Genomic DNA, 26,693 nt, shown 5'->3' with positions numbered 1-26,693 from the left:
GCTTACTGGACCTTGATGTTTGCCGCTTTCAGCACCGGCCCCCATTTGTCCGCTTCGGCATGCATGAACTTGTCGAACTCGGCCGGCGAAGAACCGACCGGCGTGGCATCGATCTTCTTCAGCGCCGCCAGCACCACCGGATCCTTCAGGGCCGTCACCAGATCCGCATGGATCTTCGCCACGACATCGGCCGGCATGCCGGCAGGTCCGAGGAAGCCCCACCACACCGCCGTATCATAACCGGCGACGCCGGATTCGGCGACCGTCGGCACATTGGGCAGCGCCGCCGAGCGCGTCGCCGTCGTCACCGCCATCGCACGCACAGCGCCGCCTTCAAGCTGGCCGACGATCTCGGGCAGCGGATTGATGCTCATAGGAATATCGCCGGCAATCACGGCGGTGAGCGCCGGCGCACCGCCCTTGTAGGGGATCGAAACGATCTTGGTGCCGGCCATGTGGTTCAGCAATTCGCCGGCGAGATGCGCGGAGGTGCCATTGCCGGACATGCCATAGGACAGCGAGTCCGGCTTGGCCTTCGCCTGCGCCAGCAGCTCCTGCAGGTTCTTCGCAGGATTGTCCTTCGACACCACGATGGCCAGCGGCGAATAGGCGACTTCGCTGATCGCCGTGAAATCCTTGAACGTGTCGTAGGGCAACTTCGGATAGAAGAACTGATTGAGCGGATGGCCCGACGCCACAAGGATCAGCGTGTATCCATCGGGTGGCGACTTCGCGAGCGCCTGCGAGGCGATGATGCCACCAGCGCCCGGGCGGTTATCCACCACGGGCTGCAGGCCCCAGGTCTTGGACAGCGATTGTGCAAAGGTCCGCGCCAGTACATCGACCGCACCGCCGGCCGCATAGGGCACAAGGATCGTCACCTGCTTGCTCGGAAACGTCTGGGCGTGCAGCGACGGGCTGGCGAAAGACAGCAGCGCAGCCACCGTGGCGATGGCCAGTTTCATGGGCGCAGGCAAAGACACGGGCATGGGTGGTCGTCCCTCTTGTAATATCGCGCAACAATCTCGTGTCGTTGCTACTTGATAGTGCTACTTGGCTGTGGTCGCAGCGCGCAGTCCGGATCGTGCGATGGCCACATCGACCAGTCCCTGCGCCTTCACATCCTCGGTGAATTTACGGACAAATGCCATCCCCTCGTCGCGCCCCTTGGGGATCGCGATGGCATGCCGCTCGACGCCCCAGCGACCATCCAGCACCTTCGCGCCCGGCGCCTGCTCTGCGAGTTCGAACAGCGTCGCCTTGTTGGTGGCGAACACATCGATGCTGCCGGCCATCAGCAGGCCGGGCGCAAGCCTGATCGCCGGTACGCGCACGACCTCGGCGTTTTTCAGATCGCGCGACAACACGGCATCGGATGAACTTCCGGCGGTGACGCCGACATGAACGCCTTTGACATCGACGTCATCAGGCCTGGTGACTTTGGAATCTTGCGCGACGAGATAGCCGAGATCGCTTTCCAGATAAGACGGGCCGAAATCCATATCCTTCGCACGCGCGGCCGACGCATTGGTGAACGCGGCATCGACGGCGCCTGTCTTCACCGCTTCGAGAACCTCGGCATTCCTGGAGAACACCACCGGCTCATAAGGCACGCCCAATTGCCGCGCGAGTTCCTTGCCGAGATCGTAGCCGACACCACGCGGGCCTTCGGTTTGCGATACGAGAATAGACGTCGGTGTTCCCGGATAGAGCCCGACACGCAGCTTCCCGCTTGGGGCGAGGATCTGCTTCGGCTCGAGATCGACCGCTGTCGCGGGGCCGGCAAACGCCGCAATCACGAGAGCGATCGCCGCGATCTGCGCGGCAAGTTTGTTTCCAATCATTGCCACGCGCATCATCATCGACCTCCTAGATCGTCCGCCCCGCTTTTGCCCAATAGGGATCACGCAGCCGGCGCTTGAAGATCTTGCCGGAATCTTCGCGCGGCAAGTTCGATTGTATTTCCATCTGCTTCGGCACCTTGTAGTCGGCCAGTGCCTTCTTCAGGTCCGCGCGCACCGTCGCAAGGTCGAGCACCACGCCGGGCTGCGGCTCGATCACCGCCATCAGGGACTCGCCGAACTCCTCGTCGGGAATGCCGAACACGGCGCAGTCATGCACACCGGGCAGCGCGTGCAACGCGGATTCGATTTCGGCCGGATAGATGTTGACGCCGCCGGAGATCACCATGTCGCGCTTGCGATCGCAGATGAAGACATAGCCATCGGCATCGAGATAGCCGACATCGCCCGAGGTGATGAAGCCGTCGCGGTCGATCTCGGCGCGCTTCTCCGGCTTGTTGTGATAGGTGAAATCCGGATTGCCTGATATGCGCGAATAGATCTCGCCGATCTCGCCTTGCGGCAGGATCTGGCCGTCGTCACCCAGGAAACGTAATTCAGCGCCGGGGGCGATCTTGCCAACGGTGCCGGGCTTCTTCAGCGCGTCCTCGGAATTGGCGAAGGTCACCGCGCCGGATTCGGTCGAGCCGTAGAATTCGTAGATCACCGGGCCCCACCAGTCGATCATCGCGGTCTTGACGTCGGCGGGACAAGGTGCGGCGGCATGGATGATGTGGCGCAGCGACGACATGTCGTATTTCCTGCGCACGTCTTCAGGCAGCTTCATCAGGCGGATGAACATGGTCGGCACCATGAAGATGGTGTCGATCTTCTCGTCCTGTACGACGCGCAGGAATTCTTCGGGATCGAAGCGCGGCATCAGCACCAGTGCGCCGCCGAGGCGGCCGGCGCGTAGCGCAAAGGCATTGGGAGCCGAGTGATAGAGCGGTCCGGGCAGCAAGGCGCGTGCGCCGGGCTTGAGACCATAGACGCGAGCACGCATCTGGTCGGCGGAGGCCGCCTGCTCCGGCGTCGGCGCGAAACGGCGCACGCCCTTGGGATGGCCGGTGGTGCCCGACGTGTAGATCATGTTGTGCGGCTGCGGCAGCGCAGGACCGTCATAGGGCGCCTGTTCGGTCAGCCAGCTCTCCAGATCGATGGCGCCGTCCGGCGTGCCGAGCCGTGCCGGATCGACCTTGTAATTGGCGACGATCTCCGGCGGCGTCGGCACGCTCAGCGACACGATGCCCTGCGGAATCGCATCACGCAGCTGATGCAGCATGTCGGCATGGGCGATCAGGACGTTGCTGCCGGAATCCTTGATCACATAGGTGATCTCTTCCGGCTTGAAGTGCCAGTTCACCGGCACGCCATAAGCGCCGAGCTGCGCCACCGCATAGGCTGCCTCGAGAAACGCGATGTCGTTGCGCATCAGGATGCTGACGCTGTCACCCTGCTTGACGCCGAGCCGCGACAACCCGCCGGCGATGCGGCTCGCACGTTCGGTCAGTTCGGCAAAGCCACGACGGCGATCGCCTGACATGACGCCTTGAAACAGGGAGCTTGTCGACATGGATACGTTTCCGATTTTTGTTTTTGATTTTTGTTCTGCGCCGCTGCCTCAGCTCCGCCATTGCGAGGTCAAGGAAAGTTGGCTGGCCAACTTTCTTTGGGCTCGCAATGACGTGGAGAGGACTGAGTTCAGTCCACAAACTTTGGCGCGCGTTTCTCGATATTCGCGCGCACGGCTTCGGTCTGGTTCGTCCCACCCATCAGCTTCATCTGCTCGACGGATTCGGCGAGCAGCGCAGGACCGGGATCGATCGCAAGATTGTTGAGCATGCGCTTGGCGGCGCGGATCGCATCGGGACTCTTGCCGGCGATCTCGCGCGCCGTCTCGAGCGCCGCGGCACGCGGGTCGTCGCAGATGCGCGTGGCGAGACCGTAGCTCAGGGCTTCCTGTGCCGAGAAGATGCGGCCGGTGTAAGTGAGGTCGCGCAGGATATCGTCGCGCACGAGGCTCGCGAGGATCGGCGTGCCGGCCATGTCGGGCACCAGGCCCCATTTGATTTCCATGACGGACATCCGCGTGTCCGGCGCGAGAAACCGCATGTCGGCGCCGAGCGCGACCTGGAAACCGCCGCCGAAGGCGACGCCATGAACCGCGGCGATCACCGGCACCGGCAATTGACGCCAGCCCCACACCGCCTGCTGAGAGTGATTGCAAAGGCCGTGCGTGCGCAGTGACAGATCGCGCTTCTGCGCGCCGCCAATACCGTCGCCGCCATTGTCATTCATCGCGGCGAATCGTCCCATGTCGAGGCCGGCACAGAACGCCCGACCCTCGCCGGACAGCACCACCGCGCGCAGGCCCTTCTCGTGGCTCAGCCGCTCGGCGGTATCGACCAATGCCGCAAACATCGCGGCATCCAGCGCATTCATCTTGTCCGCGCGGACCAGCCGAACATCGGCAACGCCGTCCGTCATGGACACAGAGATGCGGTCTTCCATGGGAGGTTTCCTTCCTAGACTTGTTCTTATCGTCGCTTTACAGGAAAGCGTTGTCGGGATTTAGTCAATCAACTAATTAATCCGTCCGCATCCTCTTAAATCAGGTGGCTCCCATGTTCAATCAGCAGCTTCTCGCAGGCCGGAAAATCCTCGTCACAGGCGGCGGTACTGGCCTTGGCAAGTCGATGGCGGCGAAATTTCTCGAGCTCGGCGCCGAAGTGCATATCTGCGGTCGCCGCAAGGCTGTATGCGACGAGACCGCGACCGAGCTGATGGCGGAATTTGGCGGCAAGGTCACCAGCCACGGCGTCGACATCCGCGACGCCGCGGCGGTCGATGCGATGATCGAAGGCATCTGGGCCGACGGCCCCCTCACCGACCTGATCAACAATGCCGCCGGAAATTTCATCTCGCGGACACAGGACCTGTCGGCGCGCGGCTTCGACGCGGTCGCCAACACGGTGATGCACGGCACGTTCTACATGACTCATGCGGTCGGCCGGCGCTGGATCGCCGACAAGGTGCCGGGCAACGTGGTGTCGATCACCGTGACCTGGGTGCGCAACGGCAGCCCCTATGTGGTGCCCTCCGCCATGAGCAAATCGGCGATCCATGCCATGACCATGTCGCTAGCCACCGAATGGGGCCGCTACGGCATCCGCCTCAACACCATCGCGCCCGGCGAAATTCCCACCGAAGGCATGAGCAAGCGCATCAAGCCCGGCGATGAAGCCGGCGCCCGCACCCGCGCCTGGAATCCGATGGGCCGCGTCGGCAAGATGGAAGAGCTGCAGAACCTCGCGGTGTTCCTGATCTCCGGCGGCTGCGACTGGATCAGTGGCGAGACCATCGCCATGGACGGCGCACAGGCGCTGGCCATGGGCGGCAACTTCTATCAGCTGCGCGAATGGTCCGACGCCGAGTGGATCCAGGCGCGCGACAGCATCAAGGCGCAGAACGAAAAGGACAAGGCGCAGCGGGGGTAAGGCGCAAGCCTCCGACAATTGCAATCGAAACTCGTCATGGCCGGGCTTGTCCCGGCCATGACGGAGTTTGCGGTCCGATTATCGCATTCCTGATGCAAAGCCACGCACCTCACGACCACCGCAGCGCAGCACCTTTCTCATCTTGTCAGCCCTCTCGGACGCCCTCACACTCTGCGCAACTAATAAACTGCGGGAGGGAAACACATGTCCGTTGCGGAAGCGGCCACGCTGGCCGATGTCATTCGCGTGCAGGCACAAACGCGTGGCGATTCGATTGCGCTGGTGTTTGAGGGCCGCGAGACCAGCTACAGATCACTCGATCGCAATGCCAACCGGGTCGCCAACGGCCTGATTGCGCTCGGCGTCAAACCAAACGAACGCATTGCCTATCTCGGCAAGAACAGCGACCTCTTCATCGAGCTTCTCATCGGTGCCGTGAAGGCCAAGGTCGTCACCGCACCGGTGAACTGGCGCCTCGCCGCGCCGGAGATCGCCTTCATCGTCGATGACGCCAAGGCAGCGGTGCTGTTCGTCGGACCGGAATTCGTCGATCTCGTGCGCAGCCTCAAGCCGCAAATGCCGGGCGTGCGTATCGTCATGACCATGGAAGGCGGCGCAACCGAGTGGCAGGACTTTACGGCCTGGCGCGACGCGCAAAGCGACAGCGACCCTAACCTCACAACGACCAAGGACGATGTCGCAATCCAGCTCTATACGTCGGGCACCACGGGCAAGCCGAAAGGCGCGATGCTGTCGCACAACAATTTCCTGTCGCTGCTGCGTATCGGCGGCACCGACGACAACCCCGACTGGAACGTCTGGACCGACACCGATGTGTCGCTGGTGGCAATGCCGGTGTTCCATATCGGCGGCGTCGGCTGGGCAGTGTTCGGGCTCTATCACGGCGCCAAGGGCGTGATCGCGCGGGAGTTCGACCCGAACAAGGTGCTCGATTTCTTCCGCGACTACGGCATCAGCAAGCTGTTCCTGGTGCCGGCGGCCATGCAGTTCATCGTGCGGCAACCGCGGGCGCGCGAGATGGATTTCTCGAAGCTGCGCTACATTCTCTACGGCGCATCGCCGATCCCGGCAGCACTGCTGAAGGAATGCATCAGCGTGTTTGGCTGCGGCTTTGTGCAGATGTACGGGATGACCGAGACCACCGGGACCATCGTGGTGCTGGCGCCCGAAGACCACATCGAGGGCCACGACTGCATGCGCTCCGCGGGCAAGGCGCTGCCGGGGATCGAGATCGCCATTCTCGATGTCGACGGCAAGCCGCTACCAACAGGTGAAGTCGGCGAGATCGCGACGCGTTCGGCGTCCAATATGGTGGGCTATTGGAACCTGCCGGATGCGACTGCCCGCACGCTGGGTCGCGACAACTGGCTGCGCACCGGCGATGCCGGCTATCTCGACAGCGACGGCTTCCTCTACATCCACGACCGCATCAAGGACATGATCATCTCCGGCGGCGAGAACATCTATCCAGCCGAAGTCGAAAGCGCGATCTGCGATCACCCTGATGTGGCGGAGGTCGCCGTCATCGGTATTCCCGACGAGACATGGGGCGAAGCGGTGAAGGCCGTGGTGGTGCTGAAGTCCGGCAAGGAGCTCAGCGCGACCGACCTGATGAAGTTCACGCGCGAGCGCATCGCGGGCTTCAAGGCGCCGAAGACGATCGACTTCATTGCAGCGCTGCCGCGGAATGCGTCGGGCAAGATCCTGCGACGACAGTTGCGCGATCCCTATTGGGTCGGCAAAGAGCGGCAGGTGAACTGAGAACCTGTGTAGCTGCCGCCATATTCGATCGGCGCCGGGTATATCGATACAGCGAAGGCGAGGGACTTCGTCATCTCGCTACCGCGCGGCTCCTCCTGGATCATACGATTGGCGTTTTCAGCTAATTGTCTGACGGAGACGTTGAGCGTAGCGTCCTGACGGTCGGCCGAACGGCTGATGAACCTCGTGTGTCAGTTGTAGAGGCGCTAGGTCATGCGCGGCGAGATTCGTGAAATCAATTCAGGCAGGGGCAAGGACCCCGCCGCCCCGCGCGCCGGATCCCCGCGTCGCCTTGCGGCGATCGTTGTGGGGGACATCTGCGGATATAGCCGCCTCATGGAACTCGACGAGGAAGAAACGCATGCGCGCGTCAGGCGCATCGAGCGTGACCTCATCGAGCCGAGCATTACCGAGCATGACGGCAAACTCGTCAAAACGACTGGCGATGGATTCATTGCGATATTCGACAGTCCGGTTGAAGCCGTTCGATGTGGCATCGTCATCCAGCAAAGCATGATCGGGCGCAACGCAGCGCTGCCAAAGAGTTCCTGGATCGAATATCGCATTGGCGTCAATCTGGGAGACGTGATCATCGAGCCCGATGATGTCTTCGGCGATGGCGTCAATATCGCTGCGCGCCTCGAGGGGATTGCCGACCCCGGCCAAGTGTACATCTCGGGCGGCATCTACGAGCAGATCAAGCACAAGCTCGTCTGCGGCTACGAGTCGCTTGGAGACCGCAAGATCAAGAACATTACCGATCCTGTGAGAGTTTACCGGGTGCTTCCTGATCCCGCGGCATTCAACAAGGCACGGAAGCGGCGTGAACACGTTCTGATCGTTTCGTTTTGCGCAATCTTGCTGGCTATCGCAGGCGCCGGCGTCTGGTACATGAGGGCTTACCCGCGCGCTGAAATCGGCAATCAGGCGTCGGCTCCCGCAGCGCCTCCGCAAGAGACGGGGAATGCAGGCACCCGATCAGCGCCCGCCGCCAAGCAAGCCCGGCCTGAACCTGCTCCGGCGGTAACGCCTGCCCCGCCCCCGCCACCAGCACCAGCAAACCCGGTCATAGAGCCCGTCATGATCCCGCTCCCCGGCGGGACCTTCACGATGGGCAGCAATGACGACATATCGGAAAAGCCGGTACACCAGGTGACGATCAAGCCCTTCGCTATCAGCAAGTATCCGGTCTCGGTTCGGGAGTGGAACGCGTGTGCTGCCGCGAATGCATGCCCGTTCCTGGTGACAGGGCGGGACGACATTCCGGTCACGGACGTGAGCTGGACCGATGCCAAGCAGTTTGTCGCATGGCTTGCGAAGGAAACGCAAAAAGCCTTCCGGCTCCCGAGCGAAGCTGAATGGGAGTATGCCGCGCGTGGCGGCACGCAAACGAAATACTGGTGGGGCGATCAGCTGCAGCCGGGCATGGCCAATTGCAAGAACTGCACGGACGCCACCGCCGAACAGCCGCTCAAGCTTGGCAGCCTGAAGCCAAATCCGTTCGGACTCTACGATATGGGTGGCGGCGTCAATCAATGGACAGAGGATTGCTGGCACAAGAACTATCAGGGTGCCCCGCAGAATGGCGCGCCATGGGTCGAGAACGACTGCGTCTCGCACGTCATTCGATCCGGCTCCTGGAAAAACGATGCGCGTTATGTCCGCCCCGCAAGCCGCGATGGCTACGACACCAATGTGCGATATCCGACCCACGGCTTCCGGATTGCCATTTCGTCCTGAGACCGCCCCGAACGAAAGGATGCGTCATGAGGATCACCGGGCTCGTCGTGTTGTCCGCCATGCTGTCTGCGGCCCCACTTGCGGTTCATGCGCAAGGAAAGCCCGCACCGAAAGATGCGGTTCTCTATTTCGTGTGGCCACAGGACAAAGCGGTGATCAAGGGCGGGTTCTGGTGTCGTTTCGGTTTGCGCAACATGGGTGTCACTCATGCAGGCGATAATTTCCAGAACAGCGGCCATCATCATTTGCTGATCGATGTGAATGACCCGCTCGATCCCAAGGAGCCGATCCCGCAGGACAAGTCGCATCTCCATTTCGGAGCCGGCCAGACCGAAGCACGCATCGAATTGCCCCCCGGCAAACATACGCTCCAGCTCGTGCTGGGAGACGGCGCTCATTATCCCTTCAACCCGCCAATCGTCTCGAACAAGATTACCGTGACGATCAAGTGAGCATGCTTCCGACACCGGGACGCACGGTCTGCTCTGCCATAACGACAAAAAAGGCCCGCTTGCGCGGGCCTTTCGAATTCATGTCGCTTGATCGCGTGTGATCAGGCAGTCTTCGCGAAGGACGTGGCCTTCGAGAAATTGTCCTGCGCGGTCTTGGCGCCTTCCGACACGAGCTTGCCGAGATATTCGGTCGATGCCTTGGCGCGCGAGCTCAGCACTTCGCCATGGGCGCGCACGAGTTCGGTCTGCACCTGGAAGGCTTCGCTCAGCGATTTGGCCGAAGCGAGCTTGTCGATGCCGGCGAAGAACGACTGCACGTCCGCATAGAATGCGTCCTGAACGTTGCGGCTGATCTTGGTGGCTTCAGACACCGAATTCGACACGGCGGTCTCGATGGCCGAGGTCACCTTCTCGGAATTGGCCTGGAAGTCGGCGGCCTTTTCCTGTGCAGTGCCGGCAGCGCGCTTGACGAAGTCACGGGTGGCTTCGGGCACTTCCAGGTTCTGCAGCTTGGTGAACGCCTCGGTGACGGGCGCGAAAGCCTGCTTGACGTTGTTCAGCACGGAATTGGTTTCGGTCTCGATCGTCATGTTCGTCTCCATCCTCGGGTTGGGCCGCCTCTCTGCAAAGCTTATGCTTGCACTCAGGCTCGGCTCTCCCCGTCCCGCCGTTGTGGGCCCGGGGTGCAACTTCTATGACATAGTAAATAATGCACTGCAACATCGATGGTGCATCGCAACATCACAAACCCGTGATGTGCACGGTAATCAGGCGGCGCCTGATGCATTAACGGGCTACCGCCAGAGATCTGAAACGGGAGAGTAACCGACGTGTTGATTTAGCTTTATAATTTAGCATTTCGAACCGCAGATTCTACGGATATCCAGCTGGGCAAGGCAAATGGCATCTGCCCTTTAAGTCGGCAAACCGACCTCACAACGCCTCGGCGACCCCAGCCTTAAGTCGTGGGCCTGACCAGCCTCCGGCCTCGCCTTTGCCATTGCATATTCGCCCCGCGCGCAGGCACACTCATCGGTAGAACGCCGCAAAGGCGTCGGTGACCATACGAGGGAGGGACGTATCATGGCGGAAGCCAGCAGGAAGCTGTCCTCAATGGACGCGTCGTTTCTGTATCTGGAAACGCCGGAGATGCCGATGCATGTCGGCAGCATGGCGATCTTTCGCCTGCCCGACGACTACAAGGGCGACTTCTTCGAGGACTTCAAGGCGATGATCGCCTCGCGCCTCCATGTGGCGCCGATCCTCAAGGCCCGGTTGGAAAAGGCCCCACTGGATATCGACCATCCCTCCTGGGTCGAGGACGACCAGTTCGATATCGACCGTCATATCTTTCGCGGCAGCCTGCCCGCCCCGCATGACCGCGCCACGCTGGAGCGCATCGTCGGCTGGATGCACGCGAAACTGCTGAACCGCGCCCGGCCGCTGTGGGAGTTCTATGTTTTCGAGGGCATGAAAGACAACGAGATCGGCCTGTATTCGAAGATGCACCATGCCTGCATCGACGGCGGCGCCGGCGCGGCCCTCACCAGCATGATCTATGACGTGACGCCGATCCCGCGCGAGATCGAGAAGCCGGAAGTGCGCGCCAAGCAGCGTCAGGAGCCGCGCGATATCGCAGCGAGCTTCATCGACTCCTATCAGCAGCTCTGGCGCCAGCCGCTGGAGGGCACCGCCAAGGGCATTGAGCTGCCGCGCTCGGGCAAGAGCGATATCGGCTCGATCCTGTTCGACAACGCCATGTTCCAGATCGAGAGTGCGGTGAAATTCGCCGGCTCGATCCCGACCATGGTGAAGAGCGCGTCCGACGTGATGGCGAAGATCGCCGATCCGAAATCGCGCGACAATCTCAACAGCATGCTGTCGCCGCCGACGCTGCTCAACAAGACAATCTCGTCTGAACGCAGTTTTGCCGGCGTCTCAGTACCGCTCTCGGCTGCCAAGGCCGTGGCCAAACAGGCCGGTGGCAAGCTCAATGACGTTGTGCTGGCGCTCTCATCAGGCGTCGTCCGGCGCTACCTGAAAGAAAAAGGCGCCCTGCCCGCCAAGGCGATGACCGCGGCCGTGCCGATCTCGCTGCGCGAGGAAGGCAACACGGATTCGAACAATCAGGTGTTCGGCATGATTTGCTCGATCGCCACCAATATCGAGGATCCCAAGGAGCGGCTGGAAGCCATCATCGCGCAGTCGACCAAGTCCAAAGAAATGTCGCATCCGCTGCGGGCGCTGATGCCACAGGTGTCGAACTTGTCGATGCTCGGTGCACCAATCATGGTGCAGATCCTGGCGCTGCTCTACAGCCGCACCAACCTCTCGGATGTGCTGCCGCCAGCGGCCAACATCACCGTCTCTAACGTACCCGGCCCGCGGCAGACGCTCTATGCGGCCGGTGCCGAGTTGCTGCACATCTTCCCGGTATCCATCGCCACGCATGGGCTGGCACTGAACATCACCGTGCAGAGCTATCGCGACCAGCTCGACTTCGGCTTCATCGCCGGCGCCAACATCATCCCCCATGTGCAGGTGCTCGCCGATATGCTGCCGGACGAATTCGCGCTGCTGCAGGCGGCGTTTGCGCCGCCCGACGCTCTCAAGACAGCAAGCTAGGGACCACCCATCATGATTGAAATGCCCCCGTTGCAGTTCGCCAAGCTGAATGGCATTCGCATGGGATATTACGACGCCGGCCCCATGAGCGACACGCCGCCTGTGGTGCTGTGTCATGGCTGGCCTGAAATGGCGTTCTCCTGGCGGCATCAGATCAAGGCGCTGGCCGCCGCCGGCATTCGCGTCATCGCGCCGGACCAGCGTGGCTACGGCGCGACGTCGCGACCCGACGCCGTCGAGGATTACAGCATCGAGCATCTCACCGGCGATCTCGTTGCATTGCTCGATCATCTCAAGATCGATAAGGCGATCTTCGTCGGCCATGACTGGGGCGGGTTCATCGTCTGGCAGATGCCGCTGCGGCATCGCGACCGCGTCGCTGGCGTGGTCGGCGTGAATACGCCGCACACCGATCGCGCGCCGGTCGATCCGTTGCAGATCTACAGGAAGCGCTTCGGCGAGACGATGTATATCGTCCAGTTCCAGGATCCTGCGCGCGAGCCGGATCGGATCTTCGGCGAGAATGTCGACAAGGCGTTCGACTTCTTCATGCGCAAGCCGATGCCACGCAAACAACCCAATGTTGGCGAAGCGCCGGTCGGTGGAATCGGTGCATCGTCAAAAACCAATCTGGCATTTCCGCAAATGGTGGCCGGCTACGATCCCGCGAAGGACCCGCGCCAGAAGATTCTTTCCGACGAGGAAAAGAAGATCTTCGTCGACGCCTTCAAGGAATCGGGCTTCACCGGCGGCATCAACTGGTATCGCAACATGAGCGCCAACTGGGAGCGCGCCAAAGGGCTCGATCACACCGTGCGCGTGCCATCGCTGATGATCATGGCGGAGAACGACGCGGTGCTGCCGCCCTCCTCCGCCGACGGCATGGAAAACATCATTCCCGACCTGGAGAAATATCTGGTGAAGGACAGCGGTCACTGGACCCAGCAGGAGAAGCCCGACGAGGTCAGTCAGGTACTGATCGACTGGCGACGCCGGCGGTTCGGTTAAGCGCATACGGGCAGGAAAGACTTTTGAAATGACGTCGACCAACAAACTCGCCCCGATCCCGCATCCGCCGAAGAAGCCGGTGGTGGGCAACATGCTGTCGCTGGACGCCAATGCGCCAGTGCAGGATCTGGCGCGGCTGGCTAAGGAGCTTGGGCCAATCTTCTGGCTCGACATGATGGGCTCACCCATCGTGATCGTCGGCGGCCACGATCTGGTGGATGAGCTCAGCGACGAGAAGCGCTTCGACAAGGCCGTGCGCGGTGCGCTGCGCCGGGTGCGCGCCGTTGGCGGCGACGGACTGTTCACGGCGGACACCAAAGAGCCGAACTGGACCAAGGCGCACAACATCCTGTTGCAGCCTTTCGGCAACCGCGCGATGCAGTCCTATCACCCCAGCATGGTGGATATCGCCGAGCAGTTGGTGAAGAAATGGGAGCGCCTCAATACCGACGAGGAGATCGACGTCGTCCATGACATGACGGCGCTGACCCTGGACACCATCGGGCTGTGCGGTTTCGACTATCGCTTCAACTCGTTCTACCGGAGCGACTACCACCCCTTCGTGGAATCGCTGGTGCGCTCGCTTGAAACGATCATGATGACCCGCGGCCTGCCGCTGGAAAGCCTGTGGATGCAGAAGCGCCGCCGCGATCTCGCCGGCGACGTCGCCTTCATGAACTCCATGGTCGATGAGATCATCGCCGAGCGCCGCAAGGCCGCCGAGGCGGCGGACGGCAAGAAGGACATGCTGGCGGCGATGATGACCGGCGTCGACCGCGCCACCGGCGAACAGCTCGACGACGTCAACATCCGCTACCAGATCAACACCTTCCTGATCGCCGGCCACGAGACCACGTCGGGCCTGCTGTCATGTGCGATCTACGCGATGCTGAAACATCCGGAGGTGCTGAAGAAGGCCTATGAGGAAGTCGACCGCGTCTTCGGCCCCGATGTAAACGCCAAGCCGACCTATCAGCAGGTTACGCAGCTTCACTACGTCACGCAGATCCTGAAGGAGTCGCTGCGGCTGTGGCCGCCGGCACCCGCCTATGGCATCGCGCCGGTGCAGGACGAGACCATCGGCGGCGGCAAGTACAAACTCCGCAAGGGCACCTTCGTCACCATCCTGGTGCTGGCGCTGCATCGCGATCCCTCGGTCTGGGGACCCAATCCCGACGCCTTCGATCCCGAAAATTTCTCGAAGGAGGCCGAGGCAGCTCGCCCGATCAACGCCTGGAAACCGTTCGGCAACGGCCAGCGCGCCTGTATCGGCCGTGGTTTCGCCATGCACGAAGCCGCGCTGGCGCTCGGCATGATCCTGCAACGCTTCAAAATGACCGACCACAAGCGCTACCAGATGGTGCTGAAGGAAACGCTGACCATCAAGCCCGACGGTTTCAAGATCAAGGTGCGTCCGCGCCACGATCACGAGCGCGGCGCCTATGCCGGTCGCACGGCTGCAGCTACTGCGGCCGCGCCGCTCGCACCCGTCGCCACCGGCCGCGCGCGGCCGAGCCACAACACGCCGCTGCTGGTGCTGTACGGCTCCAATCTCGGCACTGCCGAGGAACTGGCGACGCGCGTTGCCGATCTCGCCGAGGTCAACGGCTTCGCAACGAAACTCGCACCGCTCGACGATTTTGTCGGCAAGCTGCCGACCGAGGGCGGCGTTCTCATTTTCTGCGCGTCCTACAATGGCGCAGCGCCTGACAACGCCACGCAATTCGTCAACTGGCTAGGAACCGACCTGCCGAAGGACGCCTTCGCCAAAGTGCGCTACGCCGTGTTCGGCTGCGGCAACAGCGACTGGCTGGCGACCTATCAGTCGATTCCGCGCACTATCGACGACAAGCTGCGCGAACATGGCGCGACCAACGCATATGTGCGCGGTGAAGGCGATGCGCGCGACGATCTCGATGGCCAGTTCGAGGACTGGTTCGCGAAACTGCGTCCGCTCGCGGTCAAGGAATTCGGCCTCGACACCGGCTTCGAGCGCAGCGCCGACGATGCGCCGCTCTATCAGATCGAACCTGTCGCGCCGAGCGCGGTAAACACCGTCGTCGCCCTCGGCGGCGTGGTCCCGATGAAGCTCTTGGGCAATCGCGAGCTGCAGAATGGCGCATCGGATCGCTCGACCCGGCATATCGAGATCGAGCTTCCTGCCGGGACCAGCTACCGGGTCGGCGACCACCTCAGCGTGGTGCCGCGCAACGATCCCGCCTTGGTCGACGCCGTCGCGCGCCGCTTCGGCTTCCTGCCGGACGATCAGATCAGACTGCAGGTCGCGACGGGCCGCCGCGCGCAATTGCCTGTCGGCGATGTCGTCTCTGTCGGCCGATTGCTGACAGAGTTCGTCGAGCTGCAGCAGGTCGCCACCCGCAAGCAGATCCAGATCATGGCGGAGAACACCCGCTGCCCGATGACCAAACCGAAACTGCTCTCTTACGTCGGCGACGATCCCGCAGCGAGCGAGCGCTATCGCAGCGAGATTCTGGCCAAACGCAAATCGGTATTCGATCTGCTCGACGAGCACCCGGCCTGCGAATTGCCGTTCCATGCCTATCTGGAAATGCTGTCGCTCTTGGCGCCGCGCTATTACTCGATTTCGTCGTCGCCGCAAGGCGAGACGTCACGCTGCAGCGTCACCACGGCGGTGGTCCAGGGCCCCGCGCATTCCGGCCGTGGCATCTATAAGGGCGTCTGCTCCAACTATCTCAGTGGCCGCCGTGCCGGCGACACCGTGCATGCGATCGTACGCGAGACCAAGGCAGGCTTCCGCCTGCCCGCCGATCCCCTTGTGCCGCTCATCATGATCGGACCGGGAACAGGCCTCGCGCCGTTCCGCGGCTTCCTGCAGGAACGCGCTGCACGCAAGGCGCAAGGTGCTACGCTTGGCCCTGCGCTGCTGTTCTTCGGCTGCCGCCATCCCGATCAGGACTTTCTCTATGCTGAGGAGCTGAAGGGTTTCGCCGCCGATGGTATCTGTGAACTACACACCGCCTTCTCGCGCGGCGATGCGCCGAAGACCTATGTGCAGCACCTCATTGCCCAGCAGAAGGATCGCGTATGGGATCTGATCCAGCAAGGCGCCATTACCTATGTATGCGGCGACGGTGGCAAGATGGAGCCGGATGTGAAAGCGGCGTTGATGGCGATCCAGCGCGAGCGCAGCGGCAGCGATGAGGCTGCGGCGCTGACCTGGATCGACGACCTCGGCACACGCAATCGCTACGTGCTCGACGTCTGGGCCGGGAGCTAGCGAGAGGCTGATACCAGTTCCATTGTCACAATCACTGTCACAAAAGACCGCGTACACTGTCACAATTGCCGTTTGCGCAATCTCTCATTAATCGCTGCGACGATTTGTTTGGTGCATGACGCGGTTGTCACTTTTTCGAAGGGACTTTCCGTGTCATATGTTTGACATGAGCCCACGTTCCGCCCGATCCCCCGAACCGATTGATGTCCCGTACGAGCCGCCACAGCTGGCGCGCGCGAACGGGATCGATATCTGTTTCGATGTGTTTGGCTATTCGGATGCGGAACCCATGGTGATGATCATGGGCCTCGGCGCCCAGATGATCCATTGGGATGACGACTTCTGCCGCGAACTAGCCGCCCGCGGCTTTCGCGTGATCCGTTTCGACAACCGCGATATCGGCCTGTCCTCCAAGATGGCCGGCGGCAAGCCGTTCACTCTGTACGAACTGGCCAAGCTGCGTTTTCTCGGTACGCCCGTCTCCGCCCCCTACAAGCTGAGCGATATGGCGACCGATGTGGTGGCCCTGCTCGACGTGCTGCGCATCCGCTCCGCGCATGTGGTTGGCGCATCGATGGGCGGCATGATCGCGCAGGAAATGGCGATCACTTATCCGGAGCGCCTGCGCTCGCTGACCTCGATCATGTCGACCACCGGCAATCCGCGTCTGCCGCAGCCGAGCCGCGCGGTGTCACTGCTGCTGCTGAAACCCCAGCCGACCGGCTATGAGGCGTTCCTCGAACGTTTCAAGCAGACCTGGCTGTTCCTGCGGGTCGGCAGCTTCCCGGATGACGAAGCGAGGGATCTCGACCGCGCCGAGCGGACCTATGCCCGCGGCCTGAGCCCGGCCGGCGTCGGGCGCCAGCTTCGCGCCATCCTCGCTTCGGGCAGTCGTAAAGAGAGGCTCGCCACGGTCACCGCGCCGACGCTGGTGATCCACGGCAAGATCGATCCTCTGGTGCATCCGGCCGCCGGCCGCGACACGGCCGCGTCGATTCCCGGCGCCAAGCTGATGATGGTCGACCGGATGGGCCACGCTCTGCCGATCTCGATGTGGTCCCTGGTGATCGACGCCATCTCCCGTCATGCGCATGGCGCGAAGCTGCAGCAGCCGCTGCAGGCCAACGCACGCCGCGCGGGCTGAGCCCGCGTCTACTTCTTGTCCTTCGGCCGCGCACCCAGCCCCGCCATGTTGACGAACATCTCCTGAAAGCGCTCGCCCATCTTCGGATCGAACGAGAACCAGCTCTGCATGATGGACTCCGGCGAGAACTTGTCGATATTGTCCATCATCTTCTTCTGCATCTGATCCATCATCGCCGACTGCATCGGCTGCACATCAGGCAGCCCCAGGAATTCGCGCGCCTCGAGCGGCGTGCAGTCCACGGTGACGATCACTTTCATTATCAGCTCCTGAGGCAAACCGGCCGCTCACGCGAACATGGCGACGCAGCGGCAGTATCGCCGCTGACGCCTGCCCGATGCAAGCGATGTGACATTTACATTGCAGTTGCGAGATGTCAGCCGAAACGCTCAGCCGCGAAGGCCTTGGGATCGGTGAACGGCGTGACGCCCGTCACCATGTCCGCGATCAGACGGCCGGTCACCGGCCCCAGCGTGAAGCCATGATGCTGGTGGCCGAAATCGAACCACAGGCCCTTGTGGCGCGGCGCCTTGCCGATCACCGGCAGCATGTCCGGCAGGCATGGCCGCGCGCCCATCCAGGGCTTCGCCTCGACGGGATTGCCGAGCGGGAAGGTCTGCCGTGCGATCGGCAGCGCCCGCTCGATCTGCGCCGGCGTCGGCGGCGCATCGCGGAGCGCGAATTCGGCGCCGGTGGTCAGCCGGATGCCGCGATTCATCGGCGCCAGCAGATAGCCGCGATCGGCATCGAGAACCGGATGGCGCAGCACCGCATTTCCGGATGGCGCCAGATGGATGTGATAGCCGCGCTTGCTCTTGAGCGGGATGTTGTAGCCGAGCGGTCGAAACACCTGATCCGACCATGGCCCGAGCGCGACCACGACATCCCGCGCGACCAGCGCCCCGTTCGGCCCGGCCACGCGCCAGTTGCGATCGCTCTGCTCCAGCGTCCGCGCGTCGGCGGCAATGAAACGCCCGCCTTTGCGGATGAACAGTGCGGCATAGGCTTTTGCGAGGCCGCCGGGATCGGGAACGAAGCCCGGCGACGTCCAGTGGATGGCACCGGCAAAATCGGTGGACAGATTCGGCTCCTGCTCCGCAATGGCGGCGGCGTCCAGAACGTCGCCCGGCACGCCATAGGCGCGATGGCGTTCGAGATCCGCAATGCCTTTCGCCAGCGTAGCCTCGGAGCGAAACGCGTTGATCCATCCCATCCGGCGCAGAAGCTCCGGCACGCCGGCCTCCGCGATCAGGGCCTCGTGCTCGATCAGGCTGCGCTGGATCAGTGGCAGCGCCGCCATCGCACTGCGAAGCGCTCCCTCAGGCGACGAGTTCAGGAAATATCTGACGATCCATGGCAGCATGCCGGGCAGCGCGTTGAGATGATAGTGCACCTCCGGCGCGCGGTTCAGCGCATATTTAAACAGCTTGGTGAGGTCGCGCGGCAGCATATAAGGGAAAACCGAACAGCACTGGATCAGCCCGGCATTGCCATAGCTGGTTTCCTCGCCGGCCTTCTCATGCCGGTCGACCAGCACCACATTGCGGCCACGCGCCTGTAGATGCAGCGCCGCCGACACACCGACCATACCTGCGCCAAGCACAAGCACATCAGCCTTGAGTTCCGCCATTCCTGCTCCGAAATCTTGCCGTTCTGGCGGTCCTGTTAGCGCAGTGTCGTGACCGAATGATGCACGCGCGCAATGCGTAGAATTGCTTATACCCAATCCTAGCAAGGATTACGCCAGCCACTTCATTGTGCAGCGCATAGCTGACAAATGCCGCTTGCGCAGCGTGCAATCTCCGCCAACAATGTGACACTCGCTCAACTGTCGGGCGGCCGCGTGGTGATGCAATCGCGGTTATTGCAATGGAGAAGCTCAGTATGTCGATCCGCCAGACGTTCATTGCCGCCGCTGCATCGCTGATCGCCTTCGCCACAGTTTCTGCCTCCATACTGCCCGCCTCCGCACAAACGCTACGCTATGCCAATCAGGGCGACCTGAAATCGCTCGATCCCTATACGCTGCGAGAGACCACAACGATCGCCCATCACGGCCAGGTCTATGAAGGCCTCGTTGGGCGCGGCAAGGATCTGCAGATCATCCCGGCGCTCGCCGAGAGCTGGGAAACACCGGAGCCGACGCGCTGGCGCTTCCATCTGCGCAAGGGTGTCAAATTCCACAATGGAGACCCATTCACCGCCGATGATGTCGTGTTCTCCGCCGACCGCGTGCGCGCCAAGGGCTCCGACTTCACGACCGTCATTCCAGCCGATGCCAAGGTGCTCAAGATCGACGACTACACCGTCGATTTCGTGCTGACCAAACCCAATCCCATCCTGACGTCGCAATGGGACGTCTGGTACATCATGGACAAGAAATGGGCGGAGGCGAACAATGCCAACGCGCCGACCCCCGCCGCGGCGACCTCGCCTAGCTTCGCGTCGTTGAATGCGAATGGCACGGGCCCCTTCACCATCGAAAGCCATCAGCCGGGCGTGAAGACCGTCTTCAAGGTCAACCCGAACTGGTGGGGCAAGCCCGAGCATAATCTCAAGGAGATCATCTTCACGCCGATCGCTTCTGACGCCACCCGCGTCGCGGCGCTGCTGTCCGGCGAAGTCGATATCATCGAGCCGGTGCCGGTGCAGGACATCGCGCGCGTCAATGGATCAGCCAACGCCGCCGTGATGGCCGGGCCGGAGCTGCGCACCATCTTCCTCGGCATGGACCAGATCCGCGACGAGCTGCTGTTCTCGAACATCAAGGGCAAGAATCCGTTCAAGGACATCCGCGTCCGCGAGGCCTTCTACAAGGCCATCGATATCGAGCTGATCAAGAGCCGCGTCATGCGCGGCCTGTCGACACCATCCGCTTTGATGATCGCGCCGCCGCTGTTCAAGCTCTCCGGCGACTTCACGCGACCGAAATACGACGCCGACGGCGCCAAGAAATTGCTGACCGAGGCCGGCTATCCCGACGGATTCGAAGTCGGCATGGATTGCCCGAACGACCGCTATGTCAACGACGCCGCGATCTGCCAGGCCGTGGTAGGCATGCTCGCGCGCATCGGCGTCAAGGTCACGCTGAACGCGCAGCCGAAGGCGCTGTATTTTGCCAAGGTCTTCAAGACAGGCGGCTTCAACACCTCGTTCTATCTGCTTGGCTGGACACCGGGCACGCAGGATTCGCACAATGTGATGCATGACATCATGGGCTGTCGCGACGATCCCGCGAGCCCGCGCGGCGCCACCAATCTGGGCGGCTATTGCAACAAGCAGTTCGACGCGTTGACGGATCAGGTGCTGCAGGAAACCGACACCACCAAGCGCGACCAGCTCATCAAACAGGCCTATGAGATCGCCGCCAAGGACTGGGCCTATATCCCGCTGCATCAGCAGGCGCTGGCCTGGGGTGTCTCCAAGAAGGTGAAGATCGTGCAGCGCCCTGACAATCAGGTGCTGCCATACTGGGCGGTGAAGCAGGACTAGGCGGCACCAAGCGGAAAGCGAAGGTCACGCATGCTCGCTTTCATCCTGCGCCGCGCCTTGCAGTCCATTGGTGTGATGATCGCCGTCGGCATCATCGCCTTCACCATGTTCCGCTTTGCCGGCGATCCCGTGAACCAGATGGTGGCCATCGACACGACGCCGGCGCAGCGCGCCGAGGTGCGCGCATCGCTCGGCCTCGACGACCCCGTCCCGGTGCAATTCGCGCGCTACTTCATCAATGCCGTGCAGTTCAAGTTCGGCGTCTCCTATCAGTTTCGCCAACCGGTCTCCGCGCTGCTGAAGGAACGCATGCCGGCGACGCTGGAGCTTGCCACCTGCGCCACCGTGATCGCCATGGTGTTCGGCATCCTGATGGGCATCTATTCGGCGCTGCGGAAGGATTCGTTCTTCGCCAAGGTGCTGCAGGCGGTATCGCTGATCGGCATCTCGCTGCCCACTTTCCTGATCGGCATCCTGCTGATCTATCTGTTCGCGGTCACTCTGGGATGGCTGCCATCCTTCGGGCGCGGCGACGTCGTAAAATTCGGCTGGTGGACCACCGGCCTGCTGACGATCTCCGGCCTGAAGGCGCTGATCATGCCGTCGGTAACGCTCGGCCTGTTCCAGATGACGCTAATCATGCGCCTCGTCCGCGCCGAGATGCTGGAAGTGCTGCGCACCGACTATATCCGCTTCGCGCGGGCCCGCGGACTGACCACGCGAGCGATCCATTTCGGCCATGCGCTGAAGAATACGCTGGTGCCGGTCATCACCGTGGCCGGATTGCAATTCGGCTCGGTCATCGCCTTTGCCATCATTACCGAGACCGTGTTCCAGTGGCCGGGCATGGGGCTCTTGTTCGTACAGGCCGTGCAGAATGTCGATATCCCGATCATGGCGGCCTATCTCCTGGTGGTGTCGCTGATCTTCGTCACCATCAACCTGATCGTGGACATCCTCTACACCATCGTCGATCCGCGCTTGCGCGCGACGATCAACCGGCCTGCATGAGGATGTGACATGACCGACATCCCTGCCCCTCGCACACCCTCCCTTCTCGCCCGCGCCATCGACAGCGACATCTTCTATTCGTTCCGCCGCTCGAAGCTCACCATGGTCGCTGCGGTGATCGTGTTCCTGCTGCTGATGATGGCGTTGTTCGCGCCTGTCCTGGTGGTGCAGAATCCGTTCGACCCGGCGCAGCTCGAATTGATCAATTCCCGCATCTCGCCGCTCTGGACGGCGGAGGGCCAGAGGCCATTCCTGCTCGGCACCGACGAGCAGGGTCGCGATATCTATTCGGCGATCCTCTACGGCATGCGGATCTCGCTGGTGGTCGGCGTCCTCGGCGTCAGTTTCGCAGCGGTGCTCGGCATCGGACTCGGCCTGATCGCCGGCTATGTCGGTGGCGCCGTCGACAGCCTGATCATGCGCATCGCCGATGTGCAGCTCACTTTTCCGGCCATCCTGATCGCGCTCTTGATCGATGGCGTCGTGAAGTCGGCGCTCGGCAATCATCTCGATGCCTCGACCACGCTGATCGTGCTGGTGGTCGCCATCGGGCTGAGTTTCTGGGTGCAATATGCCCGCACCGTGCGCGGCTCGGTGATGGTGGAGAAGAACAAGGACTATGTCGCGGCGGCGCAGCTGATCGGCCTGCCCGCCCGCGTGATCATGATCCGCCATGTACTGCCCAATACGATGGGACCGATCCTGGTGATCGCCACCATCAATCTCGCACTCGCCATCATCACCGAGGCGACGCTTTCGTTCCTCGGCTCCGGCATGCCGGACACGATGCCATCGCTGGGCACGCTGATCCGCATCGGCAACAACTATCTGTTCTCCGGCGAATGGTGGGTGATCGCCTTTCCCGGCCTCGCGCTGGCCTCGCTGATCCTGTCGATCAACCTGCTCGGCGACTGGCTGCGCGATGCGCTGAACCCGAAGCTGCAATGATGCCTCACCTCACACAGTGCCCGACATGAGCGTGCCCGTCCTCTCCGTGCGCAACCTGCGCGTCGAATTCGCCAGCCGGCGCGGCGCGCTGCGTGCCATCGACGGTGTGTCCTTCGATATCGCCAAGGGCGAGGTGCTGGGCGTGGTCGGCGAGTCCGGCGCCGGAAAATCGGTGACGGGACTTGCGGCCATCGGCCTGATCGATCCGCCCGGGCGCATTGCGGGCGGCGAGATCCTGTTGTCGGGCCTGCGCATCGACAATCTGCCGGCGGAGGAGATGCGCCGGATTCGCGGCAAGCGCATTGCCATGATCTTTCAGGATCCGCTGACCAGCCTCAATCCGCTGTATCGCATTGGCGACCAACTGGTGGAGACGATCCGCACCCATCTGAACATGAACGAGACGCAGGCACGCAAGCGCGCAGTGGATCTGCTCGCCGAGGTCGGCATTCCCGCGCCTCAGAAGCGCGTCGATGCCTATCCGCATGAGTTTTCCGGCGGCATGCGGCAGCGGGTAGTGATCGCGTTGGCGATCGCGGCCGAGCCCGAACTGATCATCGCCGACGAGCCGACCACCGCGCTCGATGTCTCGGTGCAGGCGCAGATCATCGCGCTGATCAAGCGGCTTGGCCGCGACCATGGCACCGCCGTGATGCTGGTCACCCACGACATGGGCGTGATTGCCGAGACGTCCGATCGCGTGGCCGTGATGTATTCGGGACGGATCGCCGAGATCGGTCCGGTGCTGGACGTGGTGCAGAACCCGCTGCATCCCTATGCCAAGGGACTGATGGGTGCGATCCCGACGCTGACCGGCGACGCGTCGCAGCGGCTGGTGCAGATTCCAGGCTCAATGCCGCGGCTGTCGGCGATTCCACAGGGCTGTGCGTTCAATCCGCGCTGCAGTTTTGCGTTCGATCGCTGTCGGGTGGAGCGACCCGACCCCATCGCCGTCGGCGCGCAGCAGGTCGCCTGTCATCTCTATGATCCCGATCATGTCCATGATCATGCCCATGCGGAGAGCGCGGCATGACAGCACTGGTGCAGGCCCGCAATCTCAAACGCGCTTTCGACGTCTCGAAGCCCTGGCTCAACCGCGTCATCGAGCGCAGCCCGATGGAGTTTCTCAAAGCCGTCGACGGCGTGTCGTTCGAGATCAAACGCGGCGAGACTTTTGCGCTGGTCGGCGAATCCGGCTCGGGCAAGAGCACGGTGGCCCGGATGGTGGTCGGGCTGCTGCCACCGACATCCGGCGACGTCATCATCGACGGCGTGTCGATGAGCGATCCCGGCCAGGCCGGCGCGCGAAGACTGCTGCGCAAGCGCATCCAGATGATCTTTCAGGATCCCTATGCGAGCCTCAATCCGCGGCTGCGCGTCGACGCCATCATCGCCGAACCGATCCGCGCCTTCGATCTCATTCATGGCGAGCGCGACATCCGCGCGCGGGTCGGCGAATTGCTGACGCTGGTGGGCCTGCATCCCGACGACGGGCAGAAATATCCGCACCAGTTCTCCGGCGGCCAGCGCCAGCGCATCGCGATTGCCCGCGCACTCGCATCGGAGGCCGAGTTCATCGTCTGCGACGAGCCGACCTCGGCGCTGGATGTCTCGGTGCAGGCGCAGATTCTCAACCTGATGCGCGAGCTGCAGGACAAATTCGGCCTGACCTATCTGTTCATCAGTCACAATCTTGCCGTGGTCAGGCACATGGCCGACCGGATCGGCGTGATGTATCTTGGCCGGATCGTGGAGATCGCGGAAGGGCGCGAACTCTTCCGCGCGCCGCGCATGCCCTATACGCGCATGCTGCTCGGCGCAGTGCCGGATCTGGCCATGTCAGGCCGCGCCCGCATCGCGGTCTCCGGCGAGATTCCGAATCCGATCGATCCGCCATCGGGCTGCACGTTTCATCCGCGCTGTCCTGAAGTTTTCGATCTCTGTCGCAAAGTCGTGCCGGATCTGGTCGACGGCGTCGCCTGTCATGCGGTCAACAAACTGATCGCGCCACCGGCCAACGCCATTCCCGCCGCGCGGCGATAGTTGCGATCAGAGCACACTCAGATCAGAGCGCCTGAAACGACAACGCGGCAGGCACTGCAGGGTATCGGCAACAGACCCCCACAGCACCCACCGCGAAATCATTCAGCCGACAATGTCGGCTGCAAGATCGATCCGGCAAGATCACTGCGCATGAACGTCAGCGCGTCTCCGGACCCGATCCGATTAATCTTCTGCCGGCTCCTCGCCGTCACCGCCGTCTTCGTCACGCTCGACGGGACCGGCGAGGATCTGCTCGGCGATCAGACCGGAATTCTGCCGGATCGAGGCTTCGATCTTGGCGGTCATGTCCGGATTGGCCTTGAGGAAGGCCTTGGAATTCTCGCGACCCTGGCCGAGGCGCTGGCTGTCATAGGAGAACCAGGCGCCGGACTTCTCGACGATGCCAGCTTTCACGCCGAGATCGAGGATTTCGCCCATCTTGGAGACGCCTTCGCCATACATGATGTCGAATTCGACCTGCTTGAAAGGCGGCGCCAGCTTGTTCTTCACGACCTTGACGCGGGTCGAATTGCCGACCACTTCGTCGCGCTCCTTGATCGCACCGATGCGGCGGATGTCGAGACGGACCGAGGCGTAGAATTTCAGCGCATTGCCGCCGGTGGTGGTTTCCGGCGAGCCATACATCACACCGATCTTCATGCGGATCTGGTTGATGAAGATCACCATCGTATTGGATTTGTTGATCGAGGCGGTCAGCTTGCGCAGCGCCTGGCTCATCAAGCGAGCCTGCAGGCCGGGCAGCGCGTCGCCCATTTCGCCTTCGAGTTCGGCGCGCGGCACGAGAGCAGCCACGGAGTCGATGATCAGCACGTCCACCGCGCCGGAGCGCACCAGCGTGTCGGCGATTTCCAGCGCCTGTTCGCCGTGATCCGGCTGCGAGATCAGGAGTTCATCGACATTGACCCCCAGCTTGCGGGCATAGACCGGGTCGAGCGCGTGTTCGGCGTCGATGAAGGCGCAGATGCCGCCCTTCTTCTGGGCTTCTGCGGCGCAATGCAGCGCCAGGGTCGTCTTGCCCGAGGATTCCGGTCCATAAATCTCGATCACGCGGCCCTTGGGCAGCCCGCCGACGCCGAGCGCGATATCGAGGCCGAGCGAGCCCGACGAGATCACCTCGATATCCATCGACCGGTCGTTCTTGCCGAGCTTCATCACCGAGCCCTTGCCGAACTGGCGCTCGATCTGAGAGAGCGCGGCCGACAGGGCCTTGGTCTTGTCCATGGAGGATCCTTCAACGATACGCAGGGCAGTCGGAGTGGTAGCCATTGATCTAGCTCCTTATGAAGGGATTCGCGACAGGACAAACGGCAAGTGCCAAAGGATGGCGGCGCTGTTCGGGTTGAAAATAACGTACCCTATCTGTTCTATGTTCGCAATATGTTCTTTTAAAAATTTGGGTACTGGCCTGTTGGCCACGACGGACCTCGACACAAACAAGGGTAAGAGCAGCGGTGACGGCGGTGGTGATGATGGGTTGAGCGATCTGGGCCTAGATCCTTTGCTGGCCGCGCTATTGAGAAAAATACCATCGACTGAAAAGGGGTGGCCTGCGGCGCAACGCATTCGATGGTTCCGAACGTTCGCTATGAACGTCTCTCAGATCTACGACGGCGACGAGGGAAGTCTGGTCGAGATGAAAATCACCTTAGATGACACCATGGAATGAAAGAGGCCGCCCACTGAGGCGGCCTTGGAACCATGTTCACGGTCGGAGAACTACGGCGCTTGGGGGTTATCTTCAGGGCGCGAAGAAATGGAGGGCGATGGCGGCCAAAATGCCCACGCCAATGGCAATTGCTGCCCCATAGCGTGAGTTCGGCCAAGCCAAGC

At 62.2% G+C, this 26,693-nt stretch carries 22 protein-coding genes and 1 pseudogene; 15 read left to right on the top strand and 8 right to left on the bottom strand.

The window, feature by feature from the left end:
- Window positions 1–2: 2 nt before the first annotated feature.
- From AB8A33_RS07585 to AB8A33_RS07570, 4 genes are all read right to left on the bottom strand, one after another.
- Window positions 3–989 carry a tripartite tricarboxylate transporter substrate binding protein gene (locus AB8A33_RS07585; RefSeq protein WP_439092192.1) on the bottom strand — a complete coding sequence of 329 codons (987 nt, stop codon included), beginning with the start codon at window positions 987–989 and terminating at the stop codon, window positions 3–5.
- A 60-nt stretch (window positions 990–1,049) separates the two neighbouring features.
- Complete coding sequence (locus AB8A33_RS07580) at window positions 1,050–1,859, bottom strand: transporter substrate-binding domain-containing protein (RefSeq protein WP_439092191.1); 810 nt, start codon at window positions 1,857–1,859, stop codon at window positions 1,050–1,052.
- Between the two features lie 10 nt (window positions 1,860–1,869).
- Window positions 1,870–3,414 (bottom strand): acyl-CoA synthetase, encoded by a 1,545-nt coding sequence (locus tag AB8A33_RS07575; protein ID WP_439092190.1) that lies wholly within the window; start codon window positions 3,412–3,414, stop codon window positions 1,870–1,872.
- A 128-nt stretch (window positions 3,415–3,542) separates the two neighbouring features.
- Window positions 3,543–4,352, bottom strand: a complete 810-nt coding sequence (locus tag AB8A33_RS07570; RefSeq protein ID WP_439092189.1) for a crotonase/enoyl-CoA hydratase family protein — start codon at window positions 4,350–4,352, stop codon at window positions 3,543–3,545.
- A 113-nt stretch (window positions 4,353–4,465) separates the two neighbouring features.
- Here AB8A33_RS07570 and AB8A33_RS07565 point away from each other — a divergent pair, with 113 nt between their 5' ends.
- The 5 genes and pseudogenes from AB8A33_RS07565 to AB8A33_RS07545 all read left to right on the top strand — a co-directional run bounded on the left by AB8A33_RS07565 (window position 4,466) and on the right by AB8A33_RS07545 (window position 9,312).
- Window positions 4,466–5,338 (top strand): SDR family oxidoreductase, encoded by an 873-nt coding sequence (locus AB8A33_RS07565; protein ID WP_439092188.1) that lies wholly within the window; start codon window positions 4,466–4,468, stop codon window positions 5,336–5,338.
- Between the two features lie 204 nt (window positions 5,339–5,542).
- Window positions 5,543–7,120 (top strand): fatty acid--CoA ligase, encoded by a 1,578-nt coding sequence (locus AB8A33_RS07560; RefSeq protein WP_439092187.1) that lies wholly within the window; start codon window positions 5,543–5,545, stop codon window positions 7,118–7,120.
- Window positions 7,121–7,333: 213 nt separating this feature from the next.
- Window positions 7,334–7,768, top strand: a pseudogene (locus AB8A33_RS07555) (adenylate/guanylate cyclase domain-containing protein); the annotation flags it as partial.
- Between the two features lie 432 nt (window positions 7,769–8,200).
- Window positions 8,201–8,860 carry a formylglycine-generating enzyme family protein gene (locus AB8A33_RS07550; RefSeq protein WP_439095880.1) on the top strand — a complete coding sequence of 220 codons (660 nt, stop codon included), beginning with the start codon at window positions 8,201–8,203 and terminating at the stop codon, window positions 8,858–8,860.
- Between the two features lie 26 nt (window positions 8,861–8,886).
- Window positions 8,887–9,312 carry a DUF4399 domain-containing protein gene (locus AB8A33_RS07545; RefSeq protein ID WP_439092186.1) on the top strand — a complete coding sequence of 142 codons (426 nt, stop codon included), beginning with the start codon at window positions 8,887–8,889 and terminating at the stop codon, window positions 9,310–9,312.
- A 101-nt stretch (window positions 9,313–9,413) separates the two neighbouring features.
- Here AB8A33_RS07545 and AB8A33_RS07540 read toward each other — a convergent pair whose 3' ends face one another.
- Window positions 9,414–9,902: a phasin family protein gene (locus tag AB8A33_RS07540; protein ID WP_439092185.1), complete on the bottom strand. Its 489-nt coding sequence runs from the start codon at window positions 9,900–9,902 to the stop codon at window positions 9,414–9,416.
- A 493-nt stretch (window positions 9,903–10,395) separates the two neighbouring features.
- Between AB8A33_RS07540 and AB8A33_RS07535 the strand changes: the two genes are divergently transcribed.
- The 4 genes from AB8A33_RS07535 (at window position 10,396) to AB8A33_RS07520 (ending at window position 17,348) form a co-directional block, all read left to right on the top strand.
- Complete coding sequence (locus AB8A33_RS07535; protein WP_439092184.1) at window positions 10,396–11,937, top strand: WS/DGAT/MGAT family O-acyltransferase; 1,542 nt, start codon at window positions 10,396–10,398, stop codon at window positions 11,935–11,937.
- A gap of 12 nt (window positions 11,938–11,949) precedes the next feature.
- Complete coding sequence (locus AB8A33_RS07530; protein ID WP_439092183.1) at window positions 11,950–12,945, top strand: alpha/beta fold hydrolase; 996 nt, start codon at window positions 11,950–11,952, stop codon at window positions 12,943–12,945.
- Window positions 12,946–12,973: 28 nt separating this feature from the next.
- Window positions 12,974–16,204 (top strand): bifunctional cytochrome P450/NADPH--P450 reductase, encoded by a 3,231-nt coding sequence (locus AB8A33_RS07525; RefSeq protein ID WP_439092182.1) that lies wholly within the window; start codon window positions 12,974–12,976, stop codon window positions 16,202–16,204.
- A 166-nt stretch (window positions 16,205–16,370) separates the two neighbouring features.
- Window positions 16,371–17,348, top strand: a complete 978-nt coding sequence (locus tag AB8A33_RS07520; protein WP_439092181.1) for an alpha/beta fold hydrolase — start codon at window positions 16,371–16,373, stop codon at window positions 17,346–17,348.
- Window positions 17,349–17,356: 8 nt separating this feature from the next.
- On the opposite strand, the gene AB8A33_RS07515 is transcribed toward AB8A33_RS07520, so the two are convergent.
- Window positions 17,357–17,608, bottom strand: coding sequence for a DUF6489 family protein (locus AB8A33_RS07515; RefSeq protein ID WP_439092180.1), 252 nt, complete (start codon window positions 17,606–17,608; stop codon window positions 17,357–17,359).
- A gap of 116 nt (window positions 17,609–17,724) precedes the next feature.
- Entirely contained in the window at window positions 17,725–18,978 is a 1,254-nt protein-coding gene (locus tag AB8A33_RS07510; protein ID WP_439092179.1) for an NAD(P)/FAD-dependent oxidoreductase, read from the bottom strand.
- Window positions 18,979–19,232: 254 nt separating this feature from the next.
- Between AB8A33_RS07510 and AB8A33_RS07505 the strand changes: the two genes are divergently transcribed.
- The 5 genes from AB8A33_RS07505 to AB8A33_RS07485 are packed head-to-tail and all read left to right on the top strand — an operon-like array spanning window position 19,233 to window position 24,842.
- Window positions 19,233–20,840: an ABC transporter substrate-binding protein gene (locus tag AB8A33_RS07505; RefSeq protein WP_439095879.1), complete on the top strand. Its 1,608-nt coding sequence runs from the start codon at window positions 19,233–19,235 to the stop codon at window positions 20,838–20,840.
- Window positions 20,841–20,870: 30 nt separating this feature from the next.
- Window positions 20,871–21,851: an ABC transporter permease gene (locus tag AB8A33_RS07500; protein ID WP_149531197.1), complete on the top strand. Its 981-nt coding sequence runs from the start codon at window positions 20,871–20,873 to the stop codon at window positions 21,849–21,851.
- Window positions 21,852–21,860: 9 nt separating this feature from the next.
- Complete coding sequence (locus AB8A33_RS07495; RefSeq protein WP_439092178.1) at window positions 21,861–22,799, top strand: ABC transporter permease; 939 nt, start codon at window positions 21,861–21,863, stop codon at window positions 22,797–22,799.
- A 25-nt stretch (window positions 22,800–22,824) separates the two neighbouring features.
- Window positions 22,825–23,832: an ABC transporter ATP-binding protein gene (locus tag AB8A33_RS07490; RefSeq protein WP_439092177.1), complete on the top strand. Its 1,008-nt coding sequence runs from the start codon at window positions 22,825–22,827 to the stop codon at window positions 23,830–23,832.
- Window positions 23,829–24,842, top strand: a complete 1,014-nt coding sequence (locus AB8A33_RS07485; RefSeq protein WP_439092176.1) for an ABC transporter ATP-binding protein — start codon at window positions 23,829–23,831, stop codon at window positions 24,840–24,842. Before AB8A33_RS07490 ends, AB8A33_RS07485 begins: the two co-directional genes overlap by 4 nt.
- Window positions 24,843–25,025: 183 nt before the next feature.
- Here AB8A33_RS07485 and recA read toward each other — a convergent pair whose 3' ends face one another.
- Complete coding sequence (gene recA / locus AB8A33_RS07480; protein WP_093756585.1) at window positions 25,026–26,129, bottom strand: recombinase RecA; 1,104 nt, start codon at window positions 26,127–26,129, stop codon at window positions 25,026–25,028.
- Between recA and AB8A33_RS07475 the strand changes: the two genes are divergently transcribed.
- A complete protein-coding gene (locus tag AB8A33_RS07475) occupies window positions 26,119–26,529 on the top strand; it encodes a hypothetical protein (RefSeq protein WP_439092175.1) in 411 nt (136 codons plus the stop codon). The genes recA and AB8A33_RS07475 overlap by 11 nt on opposite strands.
- The last annotated feature ends 164 nt before the right edge of the window (window positions 26,530–26,693 follow it).

Source organism: Tardiphaga sp. 813_E8_N1_3 (genome assembly GCF_051811025.1).
In the GTDB taxonomy this organism is placed as follows: Bacteria; Pseudomonadota; Alphaproteobacteria; order Rhizobiales; family Xanthobacteraceae; genus Tardiphaga.
Note: the sequence above shows the minus strand (reverse complement) of the source record. Positions and strands in the feature narration are given on the sequence as shown.

What these genes read in the sequence shown, in the direction of transcription:
- AB8A33_RS07525 (WP_439092182.1), top strand. Translation starts at nt 12,974, where the DNA reads ATGACGTCGACCAACAAACTCGCCCCGATCCCGCATCCGCCGAAGAAG.
- recA (WP_093756585.1), bottom strand. Translation starts at nt 26,129, where the DNA reads ATGGCTACCACTCCGACTGCCCTGCGTATCGTTGAAGGATCCTCCATG.
- AB8A33_RS07545 (WP_439092186.1), top strand. Translation starts at nt 8,887, where the DNA reads ATGAGGATCACCGGGCTCGTCGTGTTGTCCGCCATGCTGTCTGCGGCC.
- AB8A33_RS07575 (WP_439092190.1), bottom strand. Translation starts at nt 3,414, where the DNA reads ATGTCGACAAGCTCCCTGTTTCAAGGCGTCATGTCAGGCGATCGCCGT.
- AB8A33_RS07515 (WP_439092180.1), bottom strand. Translation starts at nt 17,608, where the DNA reads ATGAAAGTGATCGTCACCGTGGACTGCACGCCGCTCGAGGCGCGCGAA.
- AB8A33_RS07570 (WP_439092189.1), bottom strand. Translation starts at nt 4,352, where the DNA reads ATGGAAGACCGCATCTCTGTGTCCATGACGGACGGCGTTGCCGATGTT.
- AB8A33_RS07550 (WP_439095880.1), top strand. Translation starts at nt 8,201, where the DNA reads ATGATCCCGCTCCCCGGCGGGACCTTCACGATGGGCAGCAATGACGAC.
- AB8A33_RS07535 (WP_439092184.1), top strand. Translation starts at nt 10,396, where the DNA reads ATGGCGGAAGCCAGCAGGAAGCTGTCCTCAATGGACGCGTCGTTTCTG.
- AB8A33_RS07505 (WP_439095879.1), top strand. Translation starts at nt 19,233, where the DNA reads ATGTCGATCCGCCAGACGTTCATTGCCGCCGCTGCATCGCTGATCGCC.
- AB8A33_RS07540 (WP_439092185.1), bottom strand. Translation starts at nt 9,902, where the DNA reads ATGACGATCGAGACCGAAACCAATTCCGTGCTGAACAACGTCAAGCAG.
- AB8A33_RS07580 (WP_439092191.1), bottom strand. Translation starts at nt 1,859, where the DNA reads ATGATGCGCGTGGCAATGATTGGAAACAAACTTGCCGCGCAGATCGCG.
- AB8A33_RS07485 (WP_439092176.1), top strand. Translation starts at nt 23,829, where the DNA reads ATGACAGCACTGGTGCAGGCCCGCAATCTCAAACGCGCTTTCGACGTC.
- AB8A33_RS07560 (WP_439092187.1), top strand. Translation starts at nt 5,543, where the DNA reads ATGTCCGTTGCGGAAGCGGCCACGCTGGCCGATGTCATTCGCGTGCAG.
- AB8A33_RS07530 (WP_439092183.1), top strand. Translation starts at nt 11,950, where the DNA reads ATGATTGAAATGCCCCCGTTGCAGTTCGCCAAGCTGAATGGCATTCGC.
- AB8A33_RS07500 (WP_149531197.1), top strand. Translation starts at nt 20,871, where the DNA reads ATGCTCGCTTTCATCCTGCGCCGCGCCTTGCAGTCCATTGGTGTGATG.
- AB8A33_RS07520 (WP_439092181.1), top strand. Translation starts at nt 16,371, where the DNA reads ATGAGCCCACGTTCCGCCCGATCCCCCGAACCGATTGATGTCCCGTAC.
- AB8A33_RS07490 (WP_439092177.1), top strand. Translation starts at nt 22,825, where the DNA reads ATGAGCGTGCCCGTCCTCTCCGTGCGCAACCTGCGCGTCGAATTCGCC.
- AB8A33_RS07510 (WP_439092179.1), bottom strand. Translation starts at nt 18,978, where the DNA reads ATGGCGGAACTCAAGGCTGATGTGCTTGTGCTTGGCGCAGGTATGGTC.
- AB8A33_RS07495 (WP_439092178.1), top strand. Translation starts at nt 21,861, where the DNA reads ATGACCGACATCCCTGCCCCTCGCACACCCTCCCTTCTCGCCCGCGCC.
- AB8A33_RS07565 (WP_439092188.1), top strand. Translation starts at nt 4,466, where the DNA reads ATGTTCAATCAGCAGCTTCTCGCAGGCCGGAAAATCCTCGTCACAGGC.
- AB8A33_RS07585 (WP_439092192.1), bottom strand. Translation starts at nt 989, where the DNA reads ATGCCCGTGTCTTTGCCTGCGCCCATGAAACTGGCCATCGCCACGGTG.